We start from the raw sequence: 20393 nt of genomic DNA on the forward strand, positions 1-20393 counted from the left end.
CCGTCAATGACTGTTGGCTGCCATCACCTTTTGAATTAATTTCATCGCTGATTCCGGTCTTAAACGATACAATACATTCATTATCCTGCAATCCTTACCTATAAATACCTGGAAACGATTCTTTTCCATCGCTTCTATAATCTGTTTAGCTGCCAGTTCCGGAGACAGCATTTTCTTTGCCCTAATGTCTTCTGTTACTGATTTACTTCCCTTAATATCAGAATTCACTTTGATGTCAGTTGCTACACCACCGGGAAATACAACCGTAACCTTTACCGCTGTATTTGAAAGTTCTGAATGAAGAGCTTCTGTCATTACTTTTACGGCAGCTTTTGAAGCACCATAGATTCCCTGACCTGGAACCGGTAGAAAGCCCCCCATACTGGATATATTAACTAAATGTGCTTCCGGACGTATTTTCAAATAAGGCAGAAATGATTTTGTCATATAGAGTGTTCCGTAAAAATTCACATTCATCACCCGGTCAATCGCTGCCAGATCCAGTTCATCCAGGTTTATAAATGGCTGTATGATTCCTGCACAGTTAATAAGGCCGTCAATATTTCTATATTTTAAAACTGCCTCAGATGTAAATGCAGTTACTTCCTCTCGATTGGAAATATCAACAGTATGCGTATATAACCGGCTGTTATTTCCTGATATTAATATGGTCTCGTTCAGCGCTGCCTGACTTTTATCGACTGCAATTACTACAGCTCCTCTTGCCAGCAGTTCAAGTACCAATTGTCTGCCAACTCCATTACCGCCTCCGGTTACTATTATGTTTTTATGATCTGCTTTCATTGAATCTCCTCTCAAGCCTGATGAATGACTACTTCTGAATTGTAATAAGCGTTTGTAAACTGAACGTAAACTAAAATAAAAACAACAAAGTTTTTATAATACAACAAAAAGAGGCATTTACACGATCAACGTCCATGTAAAGCCTCTTTCTTTTTATTTGTTTTTATTTTGATTTAGTAATACTACTGAAAATGTGCTTCCTTTGCCGGGAACACTGGATACAATGATTTCACCCTTGCACAAATCTACAATACGCTTCACGATAGAAAGCCCAAGGCCAAACCCTGCGGTAGCATGAGAAGAATCTCCCTGATAGTATTTGTTAAATATAAGCCTGGCAGTTTCCTCATCCATCCCGATCCCTGTATCCGATATATTAATGGTGATCTGGTTTCCTACAGCAATCATTATAATAGTAATCTCTCCGCCATTGGGAGTAAATTTAATCGCATTACTAATTAAATTCATCCATACCTGATGCAGCAGTTCTGCGCTTCCATAGTATGTTACGGGAGCCAGCTCCATGTTTAATATGATTTGTTTCTTTTCTATTTGCCGGAATAATAAAATTGCACATTTTTTAATCTGTTCGTCTAATTGAAATTCCTTTTTATCCGTTAAAACCTCCTGTGCATCCAGTTTTGAAAGTAACAGCGTGTTTTGAGAAAGTGATGCCAGTCGCTGGGATTCCTCCAATATAATCTGAAGGTATTGTTTTCTATCCTCTGCGCTTATATTTTCTTCTAACAGCAGTTCCGCAAAACCATGAATGGAAGTTATGGGGGTTTTAAATTCATGGGAGAAATCATTGATGAAATTCTGCATTTCTACTTTTGTATTTTTAAGTTCCCGTACCATACGGTTAAAATTCTCGTACATTTCTCTGTATTCACCGGAATTATTTAAATCTAATACAACATCCAGATCACCTTCCGTCACACTGGTAATTCCATTCAGAATTTTTTTCATCCGGAGTTTCAGAGCACTTATTATTTTTAGTAAGGCTGCTCCTGCGATTATACCCATACAAGGCATCATGGCAAGCATGTAAATCGCATCATTCCCATTCATATCCAATTCCAGATACGCAATAAGTCCGAAAGCCATGACAGAACTAATCAGTATTAAAATATAAAACCAAACAGCCCAATGAATTGCAAGTGGTTTTTTCCCTTTCCTGTAACTATTTTTCATAGATCTCCGCCTTATATCCCAATCCCCTGATTGTAATGATTTCGAACTCGGTACAGTCTGCAAATTTATTCCTCAGTCTGTTTATATGGGTCTTTATCGTTGTCTCATCGCTATTGGTATCATAACCCCATATTTCATCAAGAAGCTGGGATTTCGTAAAAATCATACCAGGATAGGAAAGCAGTTTATAAAGCAGATCGAACTCCTTCTTTGCCAGTTCTGTGGTTGTTCCTTCTCTTATTATGGTATAAGAAGCGGAATCAAGAGTAATATCTCCAATTGTAATTTTTCTTTGGCTGACTATATTGGCCCTTCTTAGAAGTGCTTTTATACGCCAGAGAAGCTCTTCATAATCGATGGGCTTTGTCATATAATCATCTGTGCCGGAAGCAAAGCCTGTTCTTTTATCATCAAACGTGTGCATCGCAGTCAACATGATAACTGGGATTTGTATTCCTGATTCACGCATTTCCCTTACCATATCATAGCCATTCATAACAGGCATCTGAATATCGGCAATAATGAGATCTATATGTTTTTGATCCAACATGTTCAACGCCTGTTCCCCATTCTCCGCCTCTTCCACTGCGTAATGGGATTTTAATCTGGCACAAGTAAGCAGTCTTGTATGTTTATCATCTTCAACAACAAGAATTGTTGCCATATAACACCTCCAAATCCGATTTATATCAACTAATATAATTATCGTAATAAATTTAATTATAATAAGCTAAGACTGCTCTCTTTTATACAGGGCAAAAGAATAAAAAAAGGGAATAACAACGATTAAAACCACGACTAAAATAAGGATAGAGACTTCATGGAAAACAGAAGTCACATGCAAAAATCCGCTTACTAAGATGACGAAACCTCCACCCACCATAATACGACCGGCCAGCCTGTTTGTTTTATTCCAGTTATCCGAATCATGAAAGGTCCATGGAAGTCTCACCCCCATCACGTAATTTCTTCTGCTTTTGGGTAAATAATTACCAGTTACAATCAGTACAATCCCTGTCAGGGTAAATGAAAATGTGGTAATTGGAAATTTAACACCAAGTGACATAATAAGGGTGGCAGGAACCAGAATCAGGGAAATGAGAGGTACCAGCCAAATACCGATTGCACGGAGTGCCCTCGGCTGATTCTTCCGTCTGGGGTCATATAGCAGGCTTATATTTGAGAAAATATTTAAAAACAGAAATACGACTGGCATTCCAAATGCAGCCATGGCTTTGGGGAGATATCCGTTAATCTCACCTGCACTGTTCCAGTGTACCGCGATTTGCTCCGGCAGTCTCTGATAGAGTATCACAGAGAGAATCTCCGGAAGTATACACAAAACAGAAGTTATAATCATTGTTCTTTTATTCTTCATCAGTTTCGTCCTTTCCCTTAAATTGGGACAGCCAAAGCATAAGCTCCTCAAAAACAGATATATTCAATTCATAATAAACAAAATTTTTCTGCCTCGATTCAGAAACCAGATCTGCCTTCTTTAACTGTGTAAGATGGTATGAAATCGTGGCATTGGTCATATCAAATTTTTCTGCTATTTGTCCGGCAGATAAACGACCATTTCTCAGCATCAGCAGGATTTCCCGCCTGGCCGGATCTGAGAGCGCCTTAAACGTATCAGGAAAGCCCAATATAATCCTCCAATCTATTTAGATGTTTTTCTAAATAGATATTACTCCCTGCTTCAGCTCCTGTCAATAGCAGCTTCTATTTATTATCTGGCTTTTTATTACAAAACAGGGACATACCGGAAGAAAACACCTCCGGCATGTCCCTGTTATTATAGTTCTATATCAGTTAAATCTCCCCCATTGGTTTCAATCACTTTTTTGTACCAGTAAAATGATTTTTTTCTGACCCGTTTCATTGTTCCATTTCCCAGGTCATCCTTATCCACATAGATAAAACCATACCGCTTTTTCATTTCTCCAGTGCCCGAGCTGACGATATCAAGAGCTGACCATACGGTATATCCCATGAGATTTACATGACTGTTAATGGCACTTTCCATTTCAGTTATGTGCTGCCTTAAATAGTTAATTCTAATTTTCCTATTCGAATATTCTCCACGCCACAATAAAGTTGTTTCTCCACCAGTTAGACCGCTGGCGGTAAACTACTTTTCCGTTGCCTGAGGAAGCATCAATCACCGTTCCTCCCTCTGCGGCAATTCCCATATGACCCTTTTCCACAACAATATCACCTGGCTTTATATCGTCATAGTTGGATATGCGTTTATATTTTCCCATGCTTTTCCACCCGCTTGAAGTAAGGTAGCTCTGTCTTACTCCAACCTGATTCAGACTCCAGTAAACAAAGCCGGAACAGTCAAAGGAACTTGGTCCTTTTGATCCCCACACATATTTTGACCCCACCTTTGATGCTGCAACATCAATCAATGCTTTTATATTTCCATTTACAGTTTTGCCTCCGCCGCCATTGGATAAAATTTTAATACAGCGCCTCATGCAAAAGCACAGGCGCTGTATGGTATCCTATTTTTGGTGCTTTACATGGATTAAAGCATTCTCTATAATTTCAAATACGTGTTCATCGTCTAAAGAATAATAGACAAATTTACCCTCTTTTCTGGATTTCACCTGGCCTGATCCCTTAAGAAGCCTCAATTGATGGGATATTGCAGATTTCGTCATATCTAAAATTACAGCCAGATCATTTACACATAATTCACTTTTTGATAACGCATACATAATTTTTATTCTGGTATCATCACTGATTATTTTAAAAAATGCAGAGAGGAGGGAAAAACAGCCGTCGTCTTCCATTTCTGATTTCACTCTTTCTGCCAATTCCTCATTAATCGCCTGACAGTCACATTTATTAATTGAATCTCCCATGCACACAGTATCCCTTCTAAACTTCAATTTATTAATTATACGTAATTCTCCCATCACACGTCAAGACGGAGATTAGAATTTATTGAAATTCTATAACATAAAGGGAGGGGAATGGATAACCATTCCCCTCATGCTTTATCGAATATCTTTTCGGTCAGGAACATAGTCCCCTGTTTCCAGAAAGAAGGTAAGCATACGTTCTTTCAATTTTAAGATCTCATCCTGATAATTTTCTTCACTGATTACATTGTTTAACTCCATGGGATCTTTTTCAAGATCATACAGTTCATCTGTCTCATACAAACGCCTGACATATTTTAAATTCCCCATCCTTATCATAACTGCCTTTGTATGCTCTGGCCCCTCACTGCACTGAGTATCCAGTCTGGGCCAGTATGGTGATAATGGGCCGTGTCCCTTTTCCATACAGTGCTCCTCCCCATGAAGCCTGCCTCCTTCGCAGAATACTGCATCCTTATGAAACTCCATGCCGCTTACTGCACCCAGAAGTGATTTTCCAAACTGCTTATACGGCAGACTGATTCCAGCCATATCTGCAACTGTTTCCGGAATATCCACCAGCTCTGCAAGGGCCTGGGTTATCCGGGGTCTGCATTCATGCTCTCTTGAGGGCTTTATTAAAAGGGGAACATTGCTGATGGGGTTCTCAAAACAGTTCTGCACTTTTTCTGTTATTGTGTAATCCCCGGTGTAATCGCCGTGATCGCTGAATACAATGATATTGGTATCATCATATACTCCTGTTTCCTTCAGCTTATCCGAAATTAAACCATACTGATAATCAAATCGTGAGACCATAGCCAGGTAAGTGGCTCTCAGCTCATCAAAACGATCCTCCGGCCATCCGTTTAAGTTCTGTCTGGAATTAATCCCATATAGCATGGATGGTTTATCTTTCAATGTTCCCACACAAGGTCTTCTTGGTGGCAGCTTCTTCCTGTCAATACTGGAATACCATGGTTCCTCACACCCGTAAGGCGGATGGGGAAAGGTCAGCGTCACATACAGAAAGAATGGCGGGGAATCTGCCTCTTTCCTTCTTCTTTCCAGATAATTCAATGCACTATTCATACAGTTCCAGTCAAAACTCTCTTTCGCTACTTCTTTATCCAGCTTTCCTGTATAGAAAGAATAATAATTATCGTCTTCTTCCGGTCTGACTGCAGGAACCCCACCTTTTTTCTTGACGCCAAAAACATTAATCTCCCCTTTTGTATCGTTCATGTCCGCACCATTATAATACTCACTGCAATAGTCTTCCTTGGTACGGTTTCCTGGTATTACGTCGTTTCTGCCAACCCAGATCACTTCATAGCCCGCCTGCTTCATAACCTTTAATAGATTGGGTTCATCCGGATTCTGAAGGAAATGCATGGTGCGGTGTCCGTTTGTATGTGGATATAAACCAGTAAGGAAACTGCATCTGGAAGGAACACATACAGGATTCTGGCAATACGCATTCTGAAATGACACGCCCTCCTTTGCAAGCCTGTCAAGGTTGGGAGTGATTGATGCCGGATTCCCCTGGTGCCCCAGGGAATCACTGCGCATCTGATCTGCTACAAACAATACTATATTAGGTTTCTTTTCCACGTCGTCTCTCCTTTCCTGACTGTTTAAAGATCATTCGGCAGATTCTCTTCCAACACGGCCTGTTTATCAAGAACTTTAAAAAACGGAAGATAGATCAAAGTCTGAATTGCGATTAATACAATCTGTAAAACTGCTGTTTTCCAGCCTCCTGCGACAAGTCCGGCAAACACCACCGGAGTGCCAAGAGGAATGGTTGTACCATTAAGCGGAGGAATGATTCCAATTTTAATCATGAAATAAGAAATAAGAAACGTGATAATGGGGGTAATGATCAGCGGAATGATCATAATGGTATTTAATACCATTGGCAGACCAAATGTAATAGGCTCATTGATTCCGCAGGCCCCTGCGGGAAGTGCCAGTTTTCCAAGGGTTTTATACCTCGAGCTTTTTGCCATAAAAGCCATAAGAATACAGAGTCCAAGAGTTCCGCCTGCACCTCCAAGAGAGGCGAAAATTATCCACGATGAATTGGTAATCAGATTGGGGCCTGCCACGCCGTTTGCATATGCTTCCAGATTCTCAAGCCCTGCTGCCGTATATAAAACATTGATAAAAGGCATTACAATCATTCCGCCATGAAGACCAAAAAACCACATGAGGGAACAGACCAGTATGAACAGAATAAAGGTTGCGGGGCTGGCTCCAAGATTGGCCAGCGGTGCCTTCAGCATTGTATATACGAAACTATTTGCATCTCCAAAAGGCGTTAAGGAAAATAAAAATCGAATCAGTCCAAAGAAAAATGCAATGCTGAATGCAGGAATTAAAGCGCTGAAGGATTTTGCAATTGTAGGCGGAACCTGCTCCGGCATCTTTAAGACTATATTGTGTTTAATAAATATCTGATAGATAAATGGTACAAGCAATCCCACAATCATAGCTGTAAATAAACCGGCAGCTCCCAGATAGGTGGTAGGCATTGCTCCGGCAATCGAGACGATTTCCTGACTTTTCTCCGCTTTTCCCGAAACGCCCAGAGGAATTAAAACCAGGAAAGAAAACAAGCTCAGCGCTCCCACTATCGTGGAGACATTATCATCAAAATCATATTGCTCTGCCAACGCTTTTCCAATGAGAAAAACTGCGTATACTGCCAGCATATCCGTTGTCACCTTAGGTGCAAATCCAAATATTTCTTTTAAGTGAACGGCTTTGACAAGGCTCTGGTAGGGCGCAATCTGCAGATTGGAAAGAAGTGTAAAGATTGCACCTATCATTGTAATTGGCAAAAGTACTGAAAATCCATTGGAAATTGCTTTTAAAAATTTGTTCTTTGAAAGCTTCCCAGCCATTGGAACGAAATATTTTTCAATTAATCCCGTTAAGTTATTCATATATCCCTCTCCTTTTTAACATACCTTTTATCTGCTGTACAGGTTCTACCCCAATAGTTTACATGCATCCTCCAACACTTTTTCCCCATTCATCATTCCATAATCTCTCATATCAATAACTGCTACTTTCATCCCCTTTGGCTGGAATTCGGCCTTGATTTCCTCAAAAAGATAACGCACCTGAGGCCCCAGAAGAAGAACTTCCGTCTCTCCCTTATATTTCCGGAATTTCGATTCAGGCATTGCCACAATCTCAACCTCCAGATTCTTACTTTCAGCTGCTTTTTGCATTCTTTGCGTCAGCATGGAGGTGGACATTCCAGCCGCACAAATCAACGTAATGTGTATCATATGATCTCTCCTTTCCACTTATTGACAGTTACTCTATAACGGCTGCAGATTGCTCTGTTTGATAAAGCTTTACAAATTCCTTTGCAAGATCCCTCACCGTCATGGCATTCATTAAATGATCCTGTGCATGAACCATGATAAGGCTCATATCAAGATGTTCTCCGGAAGCTTCTGCCTGTAATATTCCGGTCTGAAACTCATGGGCCTTCTCAATGGACTCATCAGCTTCCTGCATAAGCTGCCTGGCCAGATCAGGCTTCCCTTCTCTCGCAGCAGCAATTGCCTGCATTGCACAGCTCCTGGCATTTCCACCGTTTACAACCAGCTCCATCATAATTGTTTCAATTTTTATGTCCATTTTTATTCTCCCCCGTATCACTGTCTGATATTTTTGTCATCCATTAAAAGCCCCATCAGCGTATCAAAAGTCGATTCCTTAATAAGCTTTAACACGCTCCTCTGATTCAGCAGAAGATTCATGGTAAGCTGGTAAAAAGCCTGAAGCTGTTCCTGTTCCTCTTCACCAATGGACACAAGAAAAACTGCCTGCACCTGGTTTGTGTTCCAAAGAATGGGTTTTCGTAAAACTCCCACACAAACAAAACTCTCTTCAGTCATTGTCATATATGGGTGCGGAAGCGCCGTAAGATTTCCAAAATCCGTCTGAGCCAGCTTTTCCCGTTTCAAAACAGCTTCATAAAATCCTTCAGGTAATTGTCTTACAGTACGGATCCGTCTGCATAGCTCTCTAATTATTTCTTCTTTGCTTCCCCCCTGGACATCTGTAAAAAACAGACGCCTGTCGTAGAATTCATAGAGAAAACTTTTATTCCCCATAAACAGGATTTTTCTGACCGACAGGATTTCTCTGTCTCCAAGAAAATCTTTTACTGAAATAACCGGAACCGGAACAGAAATCTCCAGAGGAACCGTGGTGAAAATATAATCCACTTTGCTTAAATCGAAATGATCCAGTTCATGTGTATTGCAGGTATAAACCTGATTTAAATAATTGCCGAACTCCTCTTTATAGCGATAGGTTAACAGCTGGGCACTGCCCTTACCTGATGCACATACAATCAGAATATTTTTCTTTCCGTTATTTCCCTTTTCCTGCTCAAGTGTAAGTGCGAAAAGAAGCGCTATAAAGCCCACTTCATCCTCTGACAGGCTCTTGTGGTAATGTTCGTTAAGAACAATGCATGCCTGACTGGAAATGGCATAGGCCAGGAAATAATTCTTTTTTGTTTCTTCCAGCAGAGGATTGTCAATTCCCATATCGTACCGGATTCTGATGTCCAAAGGTACCATGTGCTGAGACAGCGATAGAATTAACTCCTGGTTTCGTCTGAAATCTATTTTAAAACTGTCATACACTGATTGAAGCATTTCTGTTATCAGATCCATAAGCCGCCTGGGAATTTCAGGTTTCAGCCTTTCACCGTCGTCTTCTCCAATACTTCTTTTTCCAGCCAGATGAATTGCCAGATATTTTATTTCAGGCTCTGAAAAAGCAATCCCCAGACTGGCCTCCAGCCCTTTCCCAAGATCTTCTGCAATAACCATTTCTTTCTCGCCAAGACCTGGCTGAAAAAAATCCGCCTCCTCTGCAGTCATATATAGCCCAGCCCTCATCCGCTTTGCTGCGATGTATATATGAATAATCAGATTTTGAAACAAAACCTCCGACAATCTGATGTTATGGTCTCTGATGCAGGTAAGAAGTGTGTCTGCGATGGTCTTCATTTCGTCCGTACTTCTGCGTCGGTGCCCATGTAAAATAAAATCCGGTTTCATCAGATAATTGGAAATACACAGTCTCTTGTCAAATTCAGCCCCCTCCGCTCTTATGCCATAATGAGGTTTGCGTACCAGTCTGACGCCGTATTTCAAAAGCATGTCCTCTGCCTTTTTTAAGTCTCCTGTCAGTACATTTCTTGATACAAATAAAAAGGCACTTAAATCATCCAGTTTTACATAGTCCCTGCTGTTAAGCAGACACGAAAGGAGATACAAAATCCGTTCCTGCGAAGATTCAGGCAAAGTGCTTTTGTCCGATGATAAAGAATTAATTAGTTCCTGGTACAATGCTGGATTGGTTATTGAAATGCAATATCCATATCCCTGTTTGGATAAGATATGGGCTCCCCATGGCAAAAGCTCGTGATCTAATTCCTTTACTCTTGTCCTGACTGTTTTCTCACTGAGTCCCAACTGTTTTGCAAGTGCTGCTGCCGTGATATATTGATTGCAGGTAAGTTTTGAGAACAAAAGCTGCTGCCTTCTGTCAATCAAGATAATACCTCCTTTCGGTAATTTCATTATAGCATCGGGATAATGAAACTCAACCAGGTTATTTTCCGTATTCATTACGGTAATTTAATTAAATTAAATTAGATTATACATTCTTTTAATAGCAGATTAAAAAGCGGTTGACATTTTCTATCCCTCTTCATATAATATATAAATCTCTTTGCACTGCATTATATTCCAATGGAATTCGAGATCAACAGTACAAACTGAGCAGGCGATGCCCGAATGGGCGTGGGGCTGGGCCGTCCAACGAACGGCAGCGGATTGCAATTTATGCACATCTGCGGGACAGTAGTATGTTCCGCCGGTGTGTTTTTTTTATATGCATTTACGGAGCAACGAACTCAAATGGAGTGCCATAGGAGAAATCATGACACCGCCGCATTGGCGAGAGATGGAGGTTTTTTTTTATGACAGACACCCCAAATTACAATGGCCTATCCAGCGAGGAGGCCAGATTAAGACAGCATCAGTATGGTAAAAACGAACTGATACCGCAGAAGAAGGAAAGCTTTTTTAAGAAGGTTTTTCACATTATCTGCGAACCCATGTTCCTTTTACTTATCATTGCAGCTGTCATTTATTTTATTTTGGGAGAACCCAGAGATGGTGCCATTATGCTTATTTTTGTAATTGGCATAATCAGCATTGATGTAATTCAGGAATGGAAAACAGATAAAACCTTAAACGCTCTGAAAGACCTTTCTGCACCGACAATTCCGGTAATACGGGATGGAATTGAAAAACTGATTGCCAGCGCGGATCTTGTGCCTGGTGATTTAATGATGATTCACGAAGGTGTAAAGATTCCGGCTGACGGTGAGGTGATTCGCTGTGCCGATTTATGTATTGATGAATCCTCTCTGACCGGGGAGGCTGAAAGAGTCTTTAAGATACCTGCTGGAAATGAAGTACCTGAAAAAGACTATTGGCGAAAGGACTACTGCTATGCCGGAACACTGGTTATGCAGGGCACCGGAGCCATTAAAGTGGAGAAGATCGGAGTACAGTCCGAATACGGCAAAATCGGCCTGGGAGTTGCCATTACACCCCAGGAAGATACCCCGCTGCAAAAGCAGACCGGAAAGCTGGTGAAGACCTGTGCCGTGATAGCAGGTGTTCTTTTCCTGATGGTAGGAATCTTTACCTGGTTTAATATCCCTGATCACCGTTTCAGTGACCGGCTTATTGAAAGTATCCTTTCCGGAGTGACTCTTGCCATGGCTATGATCCCGGAGGAGTTTCCGGTCATCCTCACCGTCTTTCTTTCTATGGGAGCCTGGAGACTGGCTAAGAAGAATTCACTGGTGCGCAAATTGCCAAGTGTAGAGACACTTGGTGCCGTATCAGTCCTGTGTGTGGATAAAACCGGCACGATCACCATGAATCAGATGACGGTTCAAAAAGTGTGGACTGGAAACCAACAGGAACAAAAACTGATAGAAACAATGGGACTGGGCTGTGAAACAGATACCTATGATCCTATGGAAAAAGCCATGCTCACCTACTGTGAAGAGCATGGTATATCAAAAGGAAGTCTGTTCCATAATGAATTTGTGACCGAATATGCCTTTACCAATGAATTAAAAATGATGGGGCATGTCTGGCGCCGAAACGGTCAGCTGGTTATCGCAGCAAAAGGAAGCCCGGAACGAATCCTGACAATCTGTGAACTAACCCATGAGGAACGAGGGATTGTTGAAAAACAAATTAACGATTTATCCAGCGAAGGATTACGGGTGATAGGAATTGCAACCTCAAACCCTGAGAATGACGAGGCGATTCCTGCCTCTATTACAGACTGCCGCCTGACGCTTCTGGGTCTGGTGGGTCTGGCAGACCCTCCCCGGGAAAGTGTGAAAAACGATATAGCCGTATGCAGGGAAGCTGGCATCCGTGTCGTCATGATAACCGGTGACAATGGTATTACTGCTTCCGCAATTGCAAGGAATATCGGTATTCCCGGCAGCGACCGTATTATTACTGGAGAAATGCTGGAATCCATGACGAATACCCAGCTGCAGGAGGCTGTTAAAAACGTTTCCATCTTCTCCCGTGTTATCCCGGAGCACAAGATGCGGATTGTAAAAGCATTTAAGGAAAATGGAGATATTGTGGCTATGACCGGCGACGGCGTCAATGATGCTCCCGCCCTTAAATATGCCGACATTGGGATTGCTATGGGGAAACGGGGCAGCGAGGTGTCCAGAGAGGCCGCCGACCTTATCTTAATGGACGATAACTTTACCACCATTGTGGAAACCATCAGGGACGGGCGCCGCATCTACGATAACATCCGCAAAGCTGTGGGTTACGTGTTTACAATCCACATTCCCATCGCTTTCTCCTCCCTGCTCGGTCCATTCCTTGGCATTGCCCCTGCTTCTCTTTTACTCCTGCCTCTTCATGTGGTGCTTTTGGAAGTGCTGATTGACCCCACCTGTTCCATTGTACTGGAGCGTCAGCCAGCCGAAACCAATATTATGAAACGCAATCCCCGCAATCCAAAAGAAAAGCTGCTGACTGGGAAACTGCTTTCAAAAAGTATTCTCCAGGGTCTGTTTGTATTTGCAGCTTCCTTTGGAGCATATTACTTCACTGTAAAAAACAGCCCTGCCCATGCACCTGCTGCCCGTTCCATGGGGCTTTCCATAATCATGCTGGCAAATTTATTTTTAGTGCAGGTCAACAGCTCAGACTATGACAACATCTTTTGTTCCATCAGACAGCTTCTAAATGATAAGGTTATGTGGGCTGTCAACGCAGGTACCGTTATTCTTCTTGCTGTCATCCTCTATTCACCTCTCGCAGGACTTTTAAAGCTGGCTCCCCTCTCCGCTTTGCAGATGTTAACTGCACTGGGGCTGGCAGCTGCATCGGTTCTGTGGTATGAGCTGGTAAAGCTGACCAAGGTTAATGAAAAAGCGATTAAGACGGAAGAAAGGTCAACCAGTTTATAATCATTAAAATAACCAAAAAGGAAACAGCCCGGTTCCATTCATAGGAACCGGGCTGATCATTTAAGAGAGACTAAGCAGTTCTTTCTTTTTTTCCTGATCACCTTCTAAAAGAACTTCAATTGTTTTAAACTTATCTGAATTGGTTACAATCACTGCCGTTGTGGACGCATAACCGCTTTTACTTATTTCCTCTAAAGAAAATGTCATAATCTGCTGTCCGCATTTTATTGAATCTCCGACTTTTACCTGCTGGCTAAAGCCTTTCCCATTCATTTCCACTGTGTCCATTCCCACATGTATGATGAGTTCAACACCCTGTGTACTTTTTAAACCAATGGCATGCTTTGTGTCTGCAATCAAAATAACCTCTCCGTCAAATGGCGCGTATACAATACCTTCCTCAGGTATAATACCAACTCCTTTTCCAAGAATGCCTTCCGAAAACACACCGTCCTTAATTTCACTTAAAGTAATTACTTTACCGTTAATCGGCATATAAACAATTTTTCTGCTGCTGAATTTCTGTCCTATTTTATCAAATAATCCCATCTTATCTCCTTAATTGATTGTATTATTTTTTATAATCCGATTAATGTGTATCATCAGATATAGTATCTCATCCTGAGTTATCTCTGCATGCAGCCGGTCAACCACCCTGTCGCTGATTCGTACGGCACAATCGTAGATCTCCGGCTTTTCAGCTTTGAGTGTTTCAAATAAAGCTCCATTGTCATCTATAAACTGTTTTTTTTCTATAATTCGCTTCAAAAAATATCTGAAATGCATTATAAACCTGTTATAATTAAACCCTTCCCTGTCTATCTCTGTTTCAAATGTCTGCTCAATCATTCCAGTGACCTCATCAATCAGCTGATCAGTTTGGAACTCCCCGTTGGTTTCACCCATGTTTTCTTCTTCTGCATTTACAAAATGCATTGCAATATTGGTTATTTCGCTGTCGGGTAACTTTACGCACAGCTTCCTTTCAATCAGCCCAACTGCATATCTTGCCAAGGTAGTTTCTGCCGGATACAATTGCTCAATGTCATAGGAAAAAAGCATTTTCATCTCTTTGTATTTTTCTATACGCTTTAATGCAAAATGAATATGATCCGCAAGTCCTGGCAAAAGATTGGGATTTAAACTGCTATCCAGTGTCATTTGAGCTTTTTTGACAATAATAGCCGATACCTCAAAAACTTCCTCTGGTATTTCCTCTAGTAATTTATAAAAGCTCTGGTCCATTCGATAAAAGGTCATTGAAATGGAACTAAGATCCTTGATCTCATAAGGCATATCGGGAAAACCGATTCCTTTGCCAAAAGCAATTAACTCTTTTTTATGATTATCCACACATAATGCAACATTATTGTTAATCTTTTTTATAACCTTCATAATATTTCCTCACTTGAAAGTACGTAAATAAACAAAAAAACTCCCTGAAAGCATACCAAATAAAACAGGTAATGCCTCAAAGAGTAACAATCCTTTTAATGGATTAAGTATAGTGAAAAAACAGCGTTATGTCAACGTGTAAAATCTAATTAAAATAGCAGTTATTATTTGTGCATTATACACAAGATGGATTTTTTATTGAAGATTAGAGAAACGTTTAAAAATACTGCACTATTTAATTTATATGAGAGCCAGAAAAATCCGGTCTCAATTTTATAAATAGTGCAGTCGATGATGAAAAAATATTTATTTATATATTCCTATGTATTACTTTTTTGTAGTTGCTGTCTTTGCTGTCTTTGCTGCTGTATTATTTACCTTTGCTGCTTTTTTCTGATTTTTTACTGCTTTTGTCTTTTTTACAGCTGCTTTTTTATGTTTTTTAGCCTTGCTGGTCTTCTTTGCAACTGCTTTTTTATGTTTCTTTACTTTGGCTGCCTTTTTTGTAACGGCTTTCTTATCTGTTTTTACAGCTGCTGCTTTTGCTGCCTCTGTTGTCTTAGCTGCCTCTGTTGTTTTTGCTGCTTCTGTTGTCTTGGCTGCTTCTGTTGTCTTGGCTGCTTCTGTTGTCTTGGCTGCTGTGCCTGCCTTACTTGCCTGTGTTGTTGCTGCTGCTTTCGTAGGATTTACTGCTGTTGTTGCTGCCTGAGCTGGGATGGCTACTGTTCCTGTGATAAGCATAGCGGTTGTTAAAAGAGATGTAATTGATTTTATTGATTTCTTCATAATTGTTACTCCTTTCATTGGGGGGAATTTTTTCTTTTCTGTTTGAAATCATACTACCATTACCTGACGCATTTCAAAGGTGAAACTGTGGCAAAATTGTGGCAGCTCTATGAATTCGAAATAGAAAATGATAAAATATACGAAACAGCCGAAAGGAAGGGTTAGATAAATGGAAAAGAAACGAATTTACCTTGCAGATGACGAACAGCCCATCAGGGATTTAATACAGCTTTTTCTGGCTGCTGAGGGGTTTGAGGTACAGACATTTCCAGACGGAGACCAATTGTATGCCGCCTTTGATAAATATCCTTCAGATATGGTAATCTTAGATGTTATGATGCCTGGTACGGACGGACTGGTGTTGTGCCGGGAGATCAGGAAAAGAAGTAATGCACTGATTGTAATTGTTTCTGCCAGAGACAGCGAAGCAGACCGCATAGCCGGAATCACCTTAGGGTCTGACGATTACTTAACAAAGCCTTTTTCTCCCATGGAGCTTGTAACCAGAGTAAAAGCATTATTTCGGAGAATGGAGTTAGACTTAGGCAGCTACAAGGGAGAAATCTGTCTTTTTGGAAATATAAAAGCTGATGTAAATAAAAGAGATTTTTCCGTTAACGGAAAGACACTTGATGTTACCCCCACGGAATTTGCTCTTATGGTCTATTTGCTGGAAAAAAAGGAACAGGCAGTGTCCAGGGAAGAGTTGCTAAAGCATGTCTGGAAATTTGATTTTGAAGCAGATACCAGAGCAACCGATGATGTAATTAAAAGGCTGCGAAAAAAACTGGCAGCTGCAGAAGCAGATGTAAAAATACAGTCTGTCTGGGGTTTTGGTTTCCGCCTGGAATTAGGAGATACCCATGAAGAGTATAAAAAATAAAATCCAGAAACCATTTTTAACTCTACTCATACTGATTCCCCTGGCCACCCTTATCTTATTTAATCTTTCCTTTCGGATCTACAGCAATGCTACTGCCAAAAATGAATTAAAAACTACAATTCGTGCAGTGGAAAAGGAAATAAAAAGTGAACTGGAAACAGACGGAGGCCAGCCCTCAGAGAAGAAAGCATTGAGTATGGCAAGGAATATCCTCATGGCACTTAAATCCTCTCATTTTTCACAAGGTATGGATTTCTATCTCCTGGATCGGGATGCAAAACCTGTATTTCCATCACAGATAAAGCTTGCCCCCTCCCAGATTGCATATTTAGATGTCATAAAGGACCAGTATCTTAAGATGAACCAGGGCACCGTTTATACCATTCCTGTAAACGGTAAAAAGTACTTCACCATCGCCTATTCCATGAACAATGACGATTTAAGTAATCTTACTGCCGTATTTGTCCTTCCGGCAGACCGAATGAATAAATATCTGGGAGCAGTCAATCTTATTCTTTTTGCCATCATGCTTCTTGGTATCCTGATCGCCATCTATTTTTCAGAGAGAATTGCGGCACATATTACAGTGCCCATCACCAGGCTTGGTGTTCTTTCCCTGCAGATCGGACAGGGGGATTTTGATGTGAGCCATTTTAACATTCCCCAGGATACACTGGAGTTTAAGCAGCTTTATGATAACATCAGTATCATGGTGGGAAGGCTGGAGACCTATGACAAAAATCAGAAGACATTTCTGCAAAATGCTTCTCATGAACTTCGAACCCCACTCATGTCCATTCAGGGGTATGCCGAAGGAATTGAAAGCGGCATATTCCCTGATACAAAAGAAGCAGCTCAGATTATCAAACGTGAAAGCATACGCTTAAACGAACTTGTGAGCGAACTGCTCACACTCTCCCGCTACGAAAGCGGAACGTACAAACCACAGTGGGAAGAGGTCAACCTGTGTCATTTATTAAAAGATTATACTCAGCGTCTTATGGGACTGGCGGCTAAATCAGCGAAACAGTTAGAACTGCTTCTGCCCGAATATGACGTAATGATTCAGACTGACGATGTAATTCTCTCCCAGGCAGTTATTAACATCGTGTCCAACTGCATGCGCTATGCAAGGCAGAAAGTCACCATCTCCCTGGAAAAAAGAGGCAGAATTGTATCTTTAATTATATCAGATGATGGAGATGGAATTCCCCAAAACGACATTCCCTTTATCTTCGACCGTTTCTATAAAGGGAAAAATGGTAATTTCGGTTTAGGGCTTGCCATCGCAAAATCTGCAGCAGAGTTGTTAAACGGCAGAATTAAAGCATATAACCGGGACCAGGGAGCTGTTTTTGAAATATCCTTTTAAAAAGTCTGGTTTATTTCCAGATGTTGTATTTTTCAATGGGCTCCGGTCCTCTGACTACAGTACGGAGGACTTTAAGCCCTCCTTCTTCATCGGCTGCGATCCTCCAGTCAACCATCAGGATTTCACCCCCTATTATCTCAATACCTGATATTCCTCTTGTCCGGGTGCAGCAGCCAGTGTTAAAATAGGGAAGATCATTTGCTTTTGGAAATTTAGGCCTGTGGGTATGACCGCAAATCAGCATAACCTTTTTTTTCTTAATCCATTCATCGTAGATCCGTTCTATCTTATGCCTCTTAAATAAATTACGGGCAGGGCTTGTGGGATTGTCAAAACCTACAAGATGGAGATATCTCCAAAAATAACGCAGCAGCAGCATGGACACAACCCATAGCTGATCATTCATAACATCTCCCTGATGTCCATGAAGTACAAAGATCTTCTGCCCGTTTTCTTTATATTGTAAAACCAAAGCCTCTTTTGGTTTTATTCCCTTAAATAAATCTACCGTCTTTTGATTGTAATAATCATAAAATTGATAATAATTGGATTTTACAAAATGTTTGGACTTAAGATAAATATTATGATTCCCATATAACATAATGAACCGTCCGGAATCATAAAACTTCTTCATTGCAGTAAACACATCCGTATGGGCCAGCCGAATGACACTGAAATTTTTATATTCCCATAATTCATCACCGTCACCAACTTCTACATAAACATAGTTTTCTTTGTAATAATAATTAAGAGCATGTAAAAAAATGTTCTGGTTCCGGATAAATTCATCTGAAACACTGTCATCTCCACGGTGACTGTCACTAAAAAATATAAATTTAGAATTTTTATCAAAGGTTACGGGTTCGGCGTGTTTAAATGTTTTTGTCAGTCTCTTATTTGCTTTCATATTAACTCCAATTTGTCTTTTTTATTAGTATAAAACTTATTTAAGCTTTTATACTGTTCAAAGCCAGGAAAAGAAATACCGTTCCTTATATGAATCACGGTTTCCTGCATATTCCAAATTCTATTGCTTTCTTTGGACATCCATCCACACATTCCAGGCAGTTAATACATTCCTTACTTTCTACACTACCTGATTTAACCATCTCAGCTATATTCAGCCCCATTGGACAGACTTTGCTGCATTTACCACAGGAGACGCAGTTATTAGGTTTCGCCTTCAACCGGAATCTTGGTATATGAAGTGCGTCTGCAATTGTTTCGCCAATTACCATAAACGGAGCCATCCAGCAAAGGCTGTGGCACATTCCACGTTTACCAGTCATTAAAGTGAACAAATATATAATGGACATTACAATTCCATAAATAATAAGGTATTGTGTATTAATGTCTATAAAATACAGGAAATCTGCTTTTAGGGGACGATTATGTATCCAAAGAAAAACGATGAATGAAAACCACACCAGCCAGATCATATACTTAGTCACATTTTTCCACCGGCTGTTCCAGTGTCGGCTGTTAGCACCGGAAATAAAATCCTGTACAGCACCTCCAGGGCAAAGCCATCCGCAGAAAAGCCGGCTTCCAATTAATGAAAACATCAGTAGCAGCCCAAAAATCATGGCACTTCCATTCAAAACACCCTGTGTGGCAGATAAAACAATTACAAAAGGGGATAAAAGAAAAAATGACATTGGAAACATTAAAGCAGAAAAAACCAATATACCTTTGCGAACTCGTTGTCTCATTATCGTATACTCCTTTTTTAATAATCGGCCTGCTATTGCAATGATGGCAGTTACCGGATCTATTTAATGTATTTTAATGATATAACATCATGATATATTAGTCAATACAGATTTTTAACAGCTTATTTAAACTTTCAACAACAAAAAACAGGCTGACTATCTAATTCTGGTGTCAGCCTGTTTTACATATAAAAGTAAACGCTATTCGCTTTCAATAATTTCTAATATTTCTTTCATGGATGTCTGAAATTCGGCATCTGATGAATTTTTAAAGATTAACAGATCATCGTTACAATTGGGGTCATCTAATTCTTCTGGTATTTCAAAATTAACACCTGCAATATATTCTTCCCAATGATCCAGCTTCCACTGATCCCGGTCACTGTTTCGCTCTATCATTCTCTGCCTGCATACTTCCACATCCGTCTGAACCCATATTACTGTAAGCTTTGCATCTTTTTCTGCCAGTCTTTCCCGCAGGCCATTCATATACCCGGTATCTCTTATTTCTCTTGTAAATGGAGCATTAATCAGAACAATGTCATCATAGTCCAAAGCCTCCATGGCAAGATCAACGATTGCCATATACTCATAATCTCGGATATTAGCCTCAAAAAAATCAGAACTTCTGTTGTATTCCTGACCAGCTACCACGAATATCTGCTTGGATAAAACAATCAGAGTATCCTTATCAAGATAAACAACATGCTTTAAATTCCTGGCAAGCTGTTTGGATATATATGTTTTTCCGCTTGCCGGAGGGGATGTTACTAAAATCAGTCGTTTCATATTTATC

The 20393-nt window shown here is 40.5% G+C and carries 20 protein-coding genes, 2 pseudogenes and 1 riboswitch; of the genes and pseudogenes, 3 read left to right on the forward strand and 19 right to left on the reverse strand.

Going from position 1 to position 20393, the window contains the following annotated elements; all coding sequences use genetic code 11:
- Positions 1 to 3: 3 nt before the first annotated feature.
- The 13 genes and pseudogenes from ABS301_RS13835 to ABS301_RS13895 form a co-directional block, all read right to left on the reverse strand.
- Positions 4 to 804, reverse strand: a complete 801-nt coding sequence (locus ABS301_RS13835) for an SDR family NAD(P)-dependent oxidoreductase (protein WP_349672764.1) — start codon at positions 802 to 804, stop codon at positions 4 to 6.
- Positions 805 to 957: 153 nt separating this feature from the next.
- Entirely contained in the window at positions 958 to 1998 is a 1041-nt protein-coding gene (locus ABS301_RS13840; protein ID WP_349672765.1) for a HAMP domain-containing sensor histidine kinase, read from the reverse strand.
- Positions 1988 to 2662 (reverse strand): response regulator transcription factor, encoded by a 675-nt coding sequence (locus ABS301_RS13845; RefSeq protein ID WP_349672766.1) that lies wholly within the window; start codon positions 2660 to 2662, stop codon positions 1988 to 1990. Before ABS301_RS13845 ends, ABS301_RS13840 begins: the two co-directional genes overlap by 11 nt.
- A 66-nt stretch (positions 2663 to 2728) precedes the next feature.
- Entirely contained in the window at positions 2729 to 3376 is a 648-nt protein-coding gene (locus tag ABS301_RS13850; protein WP_349672767.1) for an SdpI family protein, read from the reverse strand.
- A complete protein-coding gene (locus tag ABS301_RS13855; protein WP_349672768.1) occupies positions 3366 to 3647 on the reverse strand; it encodes an autorepressor SdpR family transcription factor in 282 nt (93 codons plus the stop codon). The genes ABS301_RS13850 and ABS301_RS13855 overlap by 11 nt, the downstream gene beginning before the upstream one ends.
- A 149-nt stretch (positions 3648 to 3796) precedes the next feature.
- Positions 3797 to 4060: pseudogene (locus tag ABS301_RS13860) on the reverse strand (family 1 glycosylhydrolase); the annotation flags it as partial.
- A gap of 7 nt (positions 4061 to 4067) precedes the next feature.
- A pseudogene (locus ABS301_RS13865) lies at positions 4068 to 4460 on the reverse strand (C40 family peptidase); the annotation flags it as partial.
- A gap of 51 nt (positions 4461 to 4511) precedes the next feature.
- Positions 4512 to 4874 (reverse strand): ArsR/SmtB family transcription factor, encoded by a 363-nt coding sequence (locus ABS301_RS13870; protein ID WP_277407076.1) that lies wholly within the window; start codon positions 4872 to 4874, stop codon positions 4512 to 4514.
- A 135-nt stretch (positions 4875 to 5009) separates the two neighbouring features.
- A complete protein-coding gene (locus tag ABS301_RS13875; protein ID WP_349672769.1) occupies positions 5010 to 6488 on the reverse strand; it encodes a sulfatase family protein in 1479 nt (492 codons plus the stop codon).
- A gap of 23 nt (positions 6489 to 6511) precedes the next feature.
- Positions 6512 to 7825, reverse strand: coding sequence for a PTS sugar transporter subunit IIC (locus ABS301_RS13880; RefSeq protein WP_349672770.1), 1314 nt, complete (start codon positions 7823 to 7825; stop codon positions 6512 to 6514).
- 45 nt (positions 7826 to 7870) lie between these two features.
- Positions 7871 to 8176 (reverse strand): PTS sugar transporter subunit IIB, encoded by a 306-nt coding sequence (locus tag ABS301_RS13885; RefSeq protein WP_349672771.1) that lies wholly within the window; start codon positions 8174 to 8176, stop codon positions 7871 to 7873.
- A 28-nt stretch (positions 8177 to 8204) separates the two neighbouring features.
- Positions 8205 to 8534, reverse strand: coding sequence for a PTS sugar transporter subunit IIA (locus ABS301_RS13890; RefSeq protein WP_349672772.1), 330 nt, complete (start codon positions 8532 to 8534; stop codon positions 8205 to 8207).
- A 17-nt stretch (positions 8535 to 8551) separates the two neighbouring features.
- Positions 8552 to 10471, reverse strand: coding sequence for a BglG family transcription antiterminator (locus ABS301_RS13895; protein ID WP_349672773.1), 1920 nt, complete (start codon positions 10469 to 10471; stop codon positions 8552 to 8554).
- Between the two features lie 214 nt (positions 10472 to 10685).
- A riboswitch (NiCo riboswitch) is annotated at positions 10686 to 10783 on the forward strand.
- Positions 10784 to 10899: 116 nt separating this feature from the next.
- Between ABS301_RS13895 and ABS301_RS13900 the strand changes: the two genes are divergently transcribed.
- Entirely contained in the window at positions 10900 to 13449 is a 2550-nt protein-coding gene (locus ABS301_RS13900; protein ID WP_349672774.1) for a cation-translocating P-type ATPase, read from the forward strand.
- Positions 13450 to 13509: 60 nt separating this feature from the next.
- Here the strand turns inward: ABS301_RS13900 and ABS301_RS13905 are convergent, their stop codons facing one another.
- The 3 genes from ABS301_RS13905 to ABS301_RS13915 form a co-directional block, all read right to left on the reverse strand.
- Positions 13510 to 13998 carry a PTS sugar transporter subunit IIA gene (locus ABS301_RS13905; RefSeq protein ID WP_349672775.1) on the reverse strand — a complete coding sequence of 163 codons (489 nt, stop codon included), beginning with the start codon at positions 13996 to 13998 and terminating at the stop codon, positions 13510 to 13512.
- A gap of 9 nt (positions 13999 to 14007) precedes the next feature.
- Positions 14008 to 14844, reverse strand: a complete 837-nt coding sequence (locus tag ABS301_RS13910) for a PRD domain-containing protein (protein ID WP_349672776.1) — start codon at positions 14842 to 14844, stop codon at positions 14008 to 14010.
- A gap of 327 nt (positions 14845 to 15171) precedes the next feature.
- The gene (locus ABS301_RS13915; protein WP_349672777.1) at positions 15172 to 15630 is read right to left on the reverse strand and encodes a hypothetical protein; all 459 of its coding nucleotides are present in this window, start codon (positions 15628 to 15630) and stop codon (positions 15172 to 15174) included.
- Between the two features lie 169 nt (positions 15631 to 15799).
- Here ABS301_RS13915 and ABS301_RS13920 point away from each other — a divergent pair, with 169 nt between their 5' ends.
- Positions 15800 to 16513 carry a response regulator transcription factor gene (locus tag ABS301_RS13920; RefSeq protein ID WP_349672778.1) on the forward strand — a complete coding sequence of 238 codons (714 nt, stop codon included), beginning with the start codon at positions 15800 to 15802 and terminating at the stop codon, positions 16511 to 16513.
- Positions 16494 to 17885 carry a sensor histidine kinase gene (locus tag ABS301_RS13925; protein WP_349672779.1) on the forward strand — a complete coding sequence of 464 codons (1392 nt, stop codon included), beginning with the start codon at positions 16494 to 16496 and terminating at the stop codon, positions 17883 to 17885. Before ABS301_RS13920 ends, ABS301_RS13925 begins: the two co-directional genes overlap by 20 nt.
- Before the next feature lie 10 nt (positions 17886 to 17895).
- On the opposite strand, the gene ABS301_RS13930 is transcribed toward ABS301_RS13925, so the two are convergent.
- The 3 genes from ABS301_RS13930 to ABS301_RS13940 form a co-directional block, all read right to left on the reverse strand.
- Positions 17896 to 18792 carry a metallophosphoesterase gene (locus ABS301_RS13930; RefSeq protein ID WP_349672780.1) on the reverse strand — a complete coding sequence of 299 codons (897 nt, stop codon included), beginning with the start codon at positions 18790 to 18792 and terminating at the stop codon, positions 17896 to 17898.
- A gap of 94 nt (positions 18793 to 18886) precedes the next feature.
- Entirely contained in the window at positions 18887 to 19597 is a 711-nt protein-coding gene (locus ABS301_RS13935; RefSeq protein ID WP_349672781.1) for a 4Fe-4S binding protein, read from the reverse strand.
- Between the two features lie 201 nt (positions 19598 to 19798).
- Positions 19799 to 20386: a P-loop nucleotide/nucleoside kinase family protein gene (locus tag ABS301_RS13940; protein WP_349672782.1), complete on the reverse strand. Its 588-nt coding sequence runs from the start codon at positions 20384 to 20386 to the stop codon at positions 19799 to 19801.
- Positions 20387 to 20393: the final 7 nt, after the last annotated feature.

This window comes from Lacrimispora sp., from assembly GCF_031982545.1.
Taxonomy (GTDB): Bacteria; Bacillota; Clostridia; order Lachnospirales; family Lachnospiraceae; genus Lacrimispora.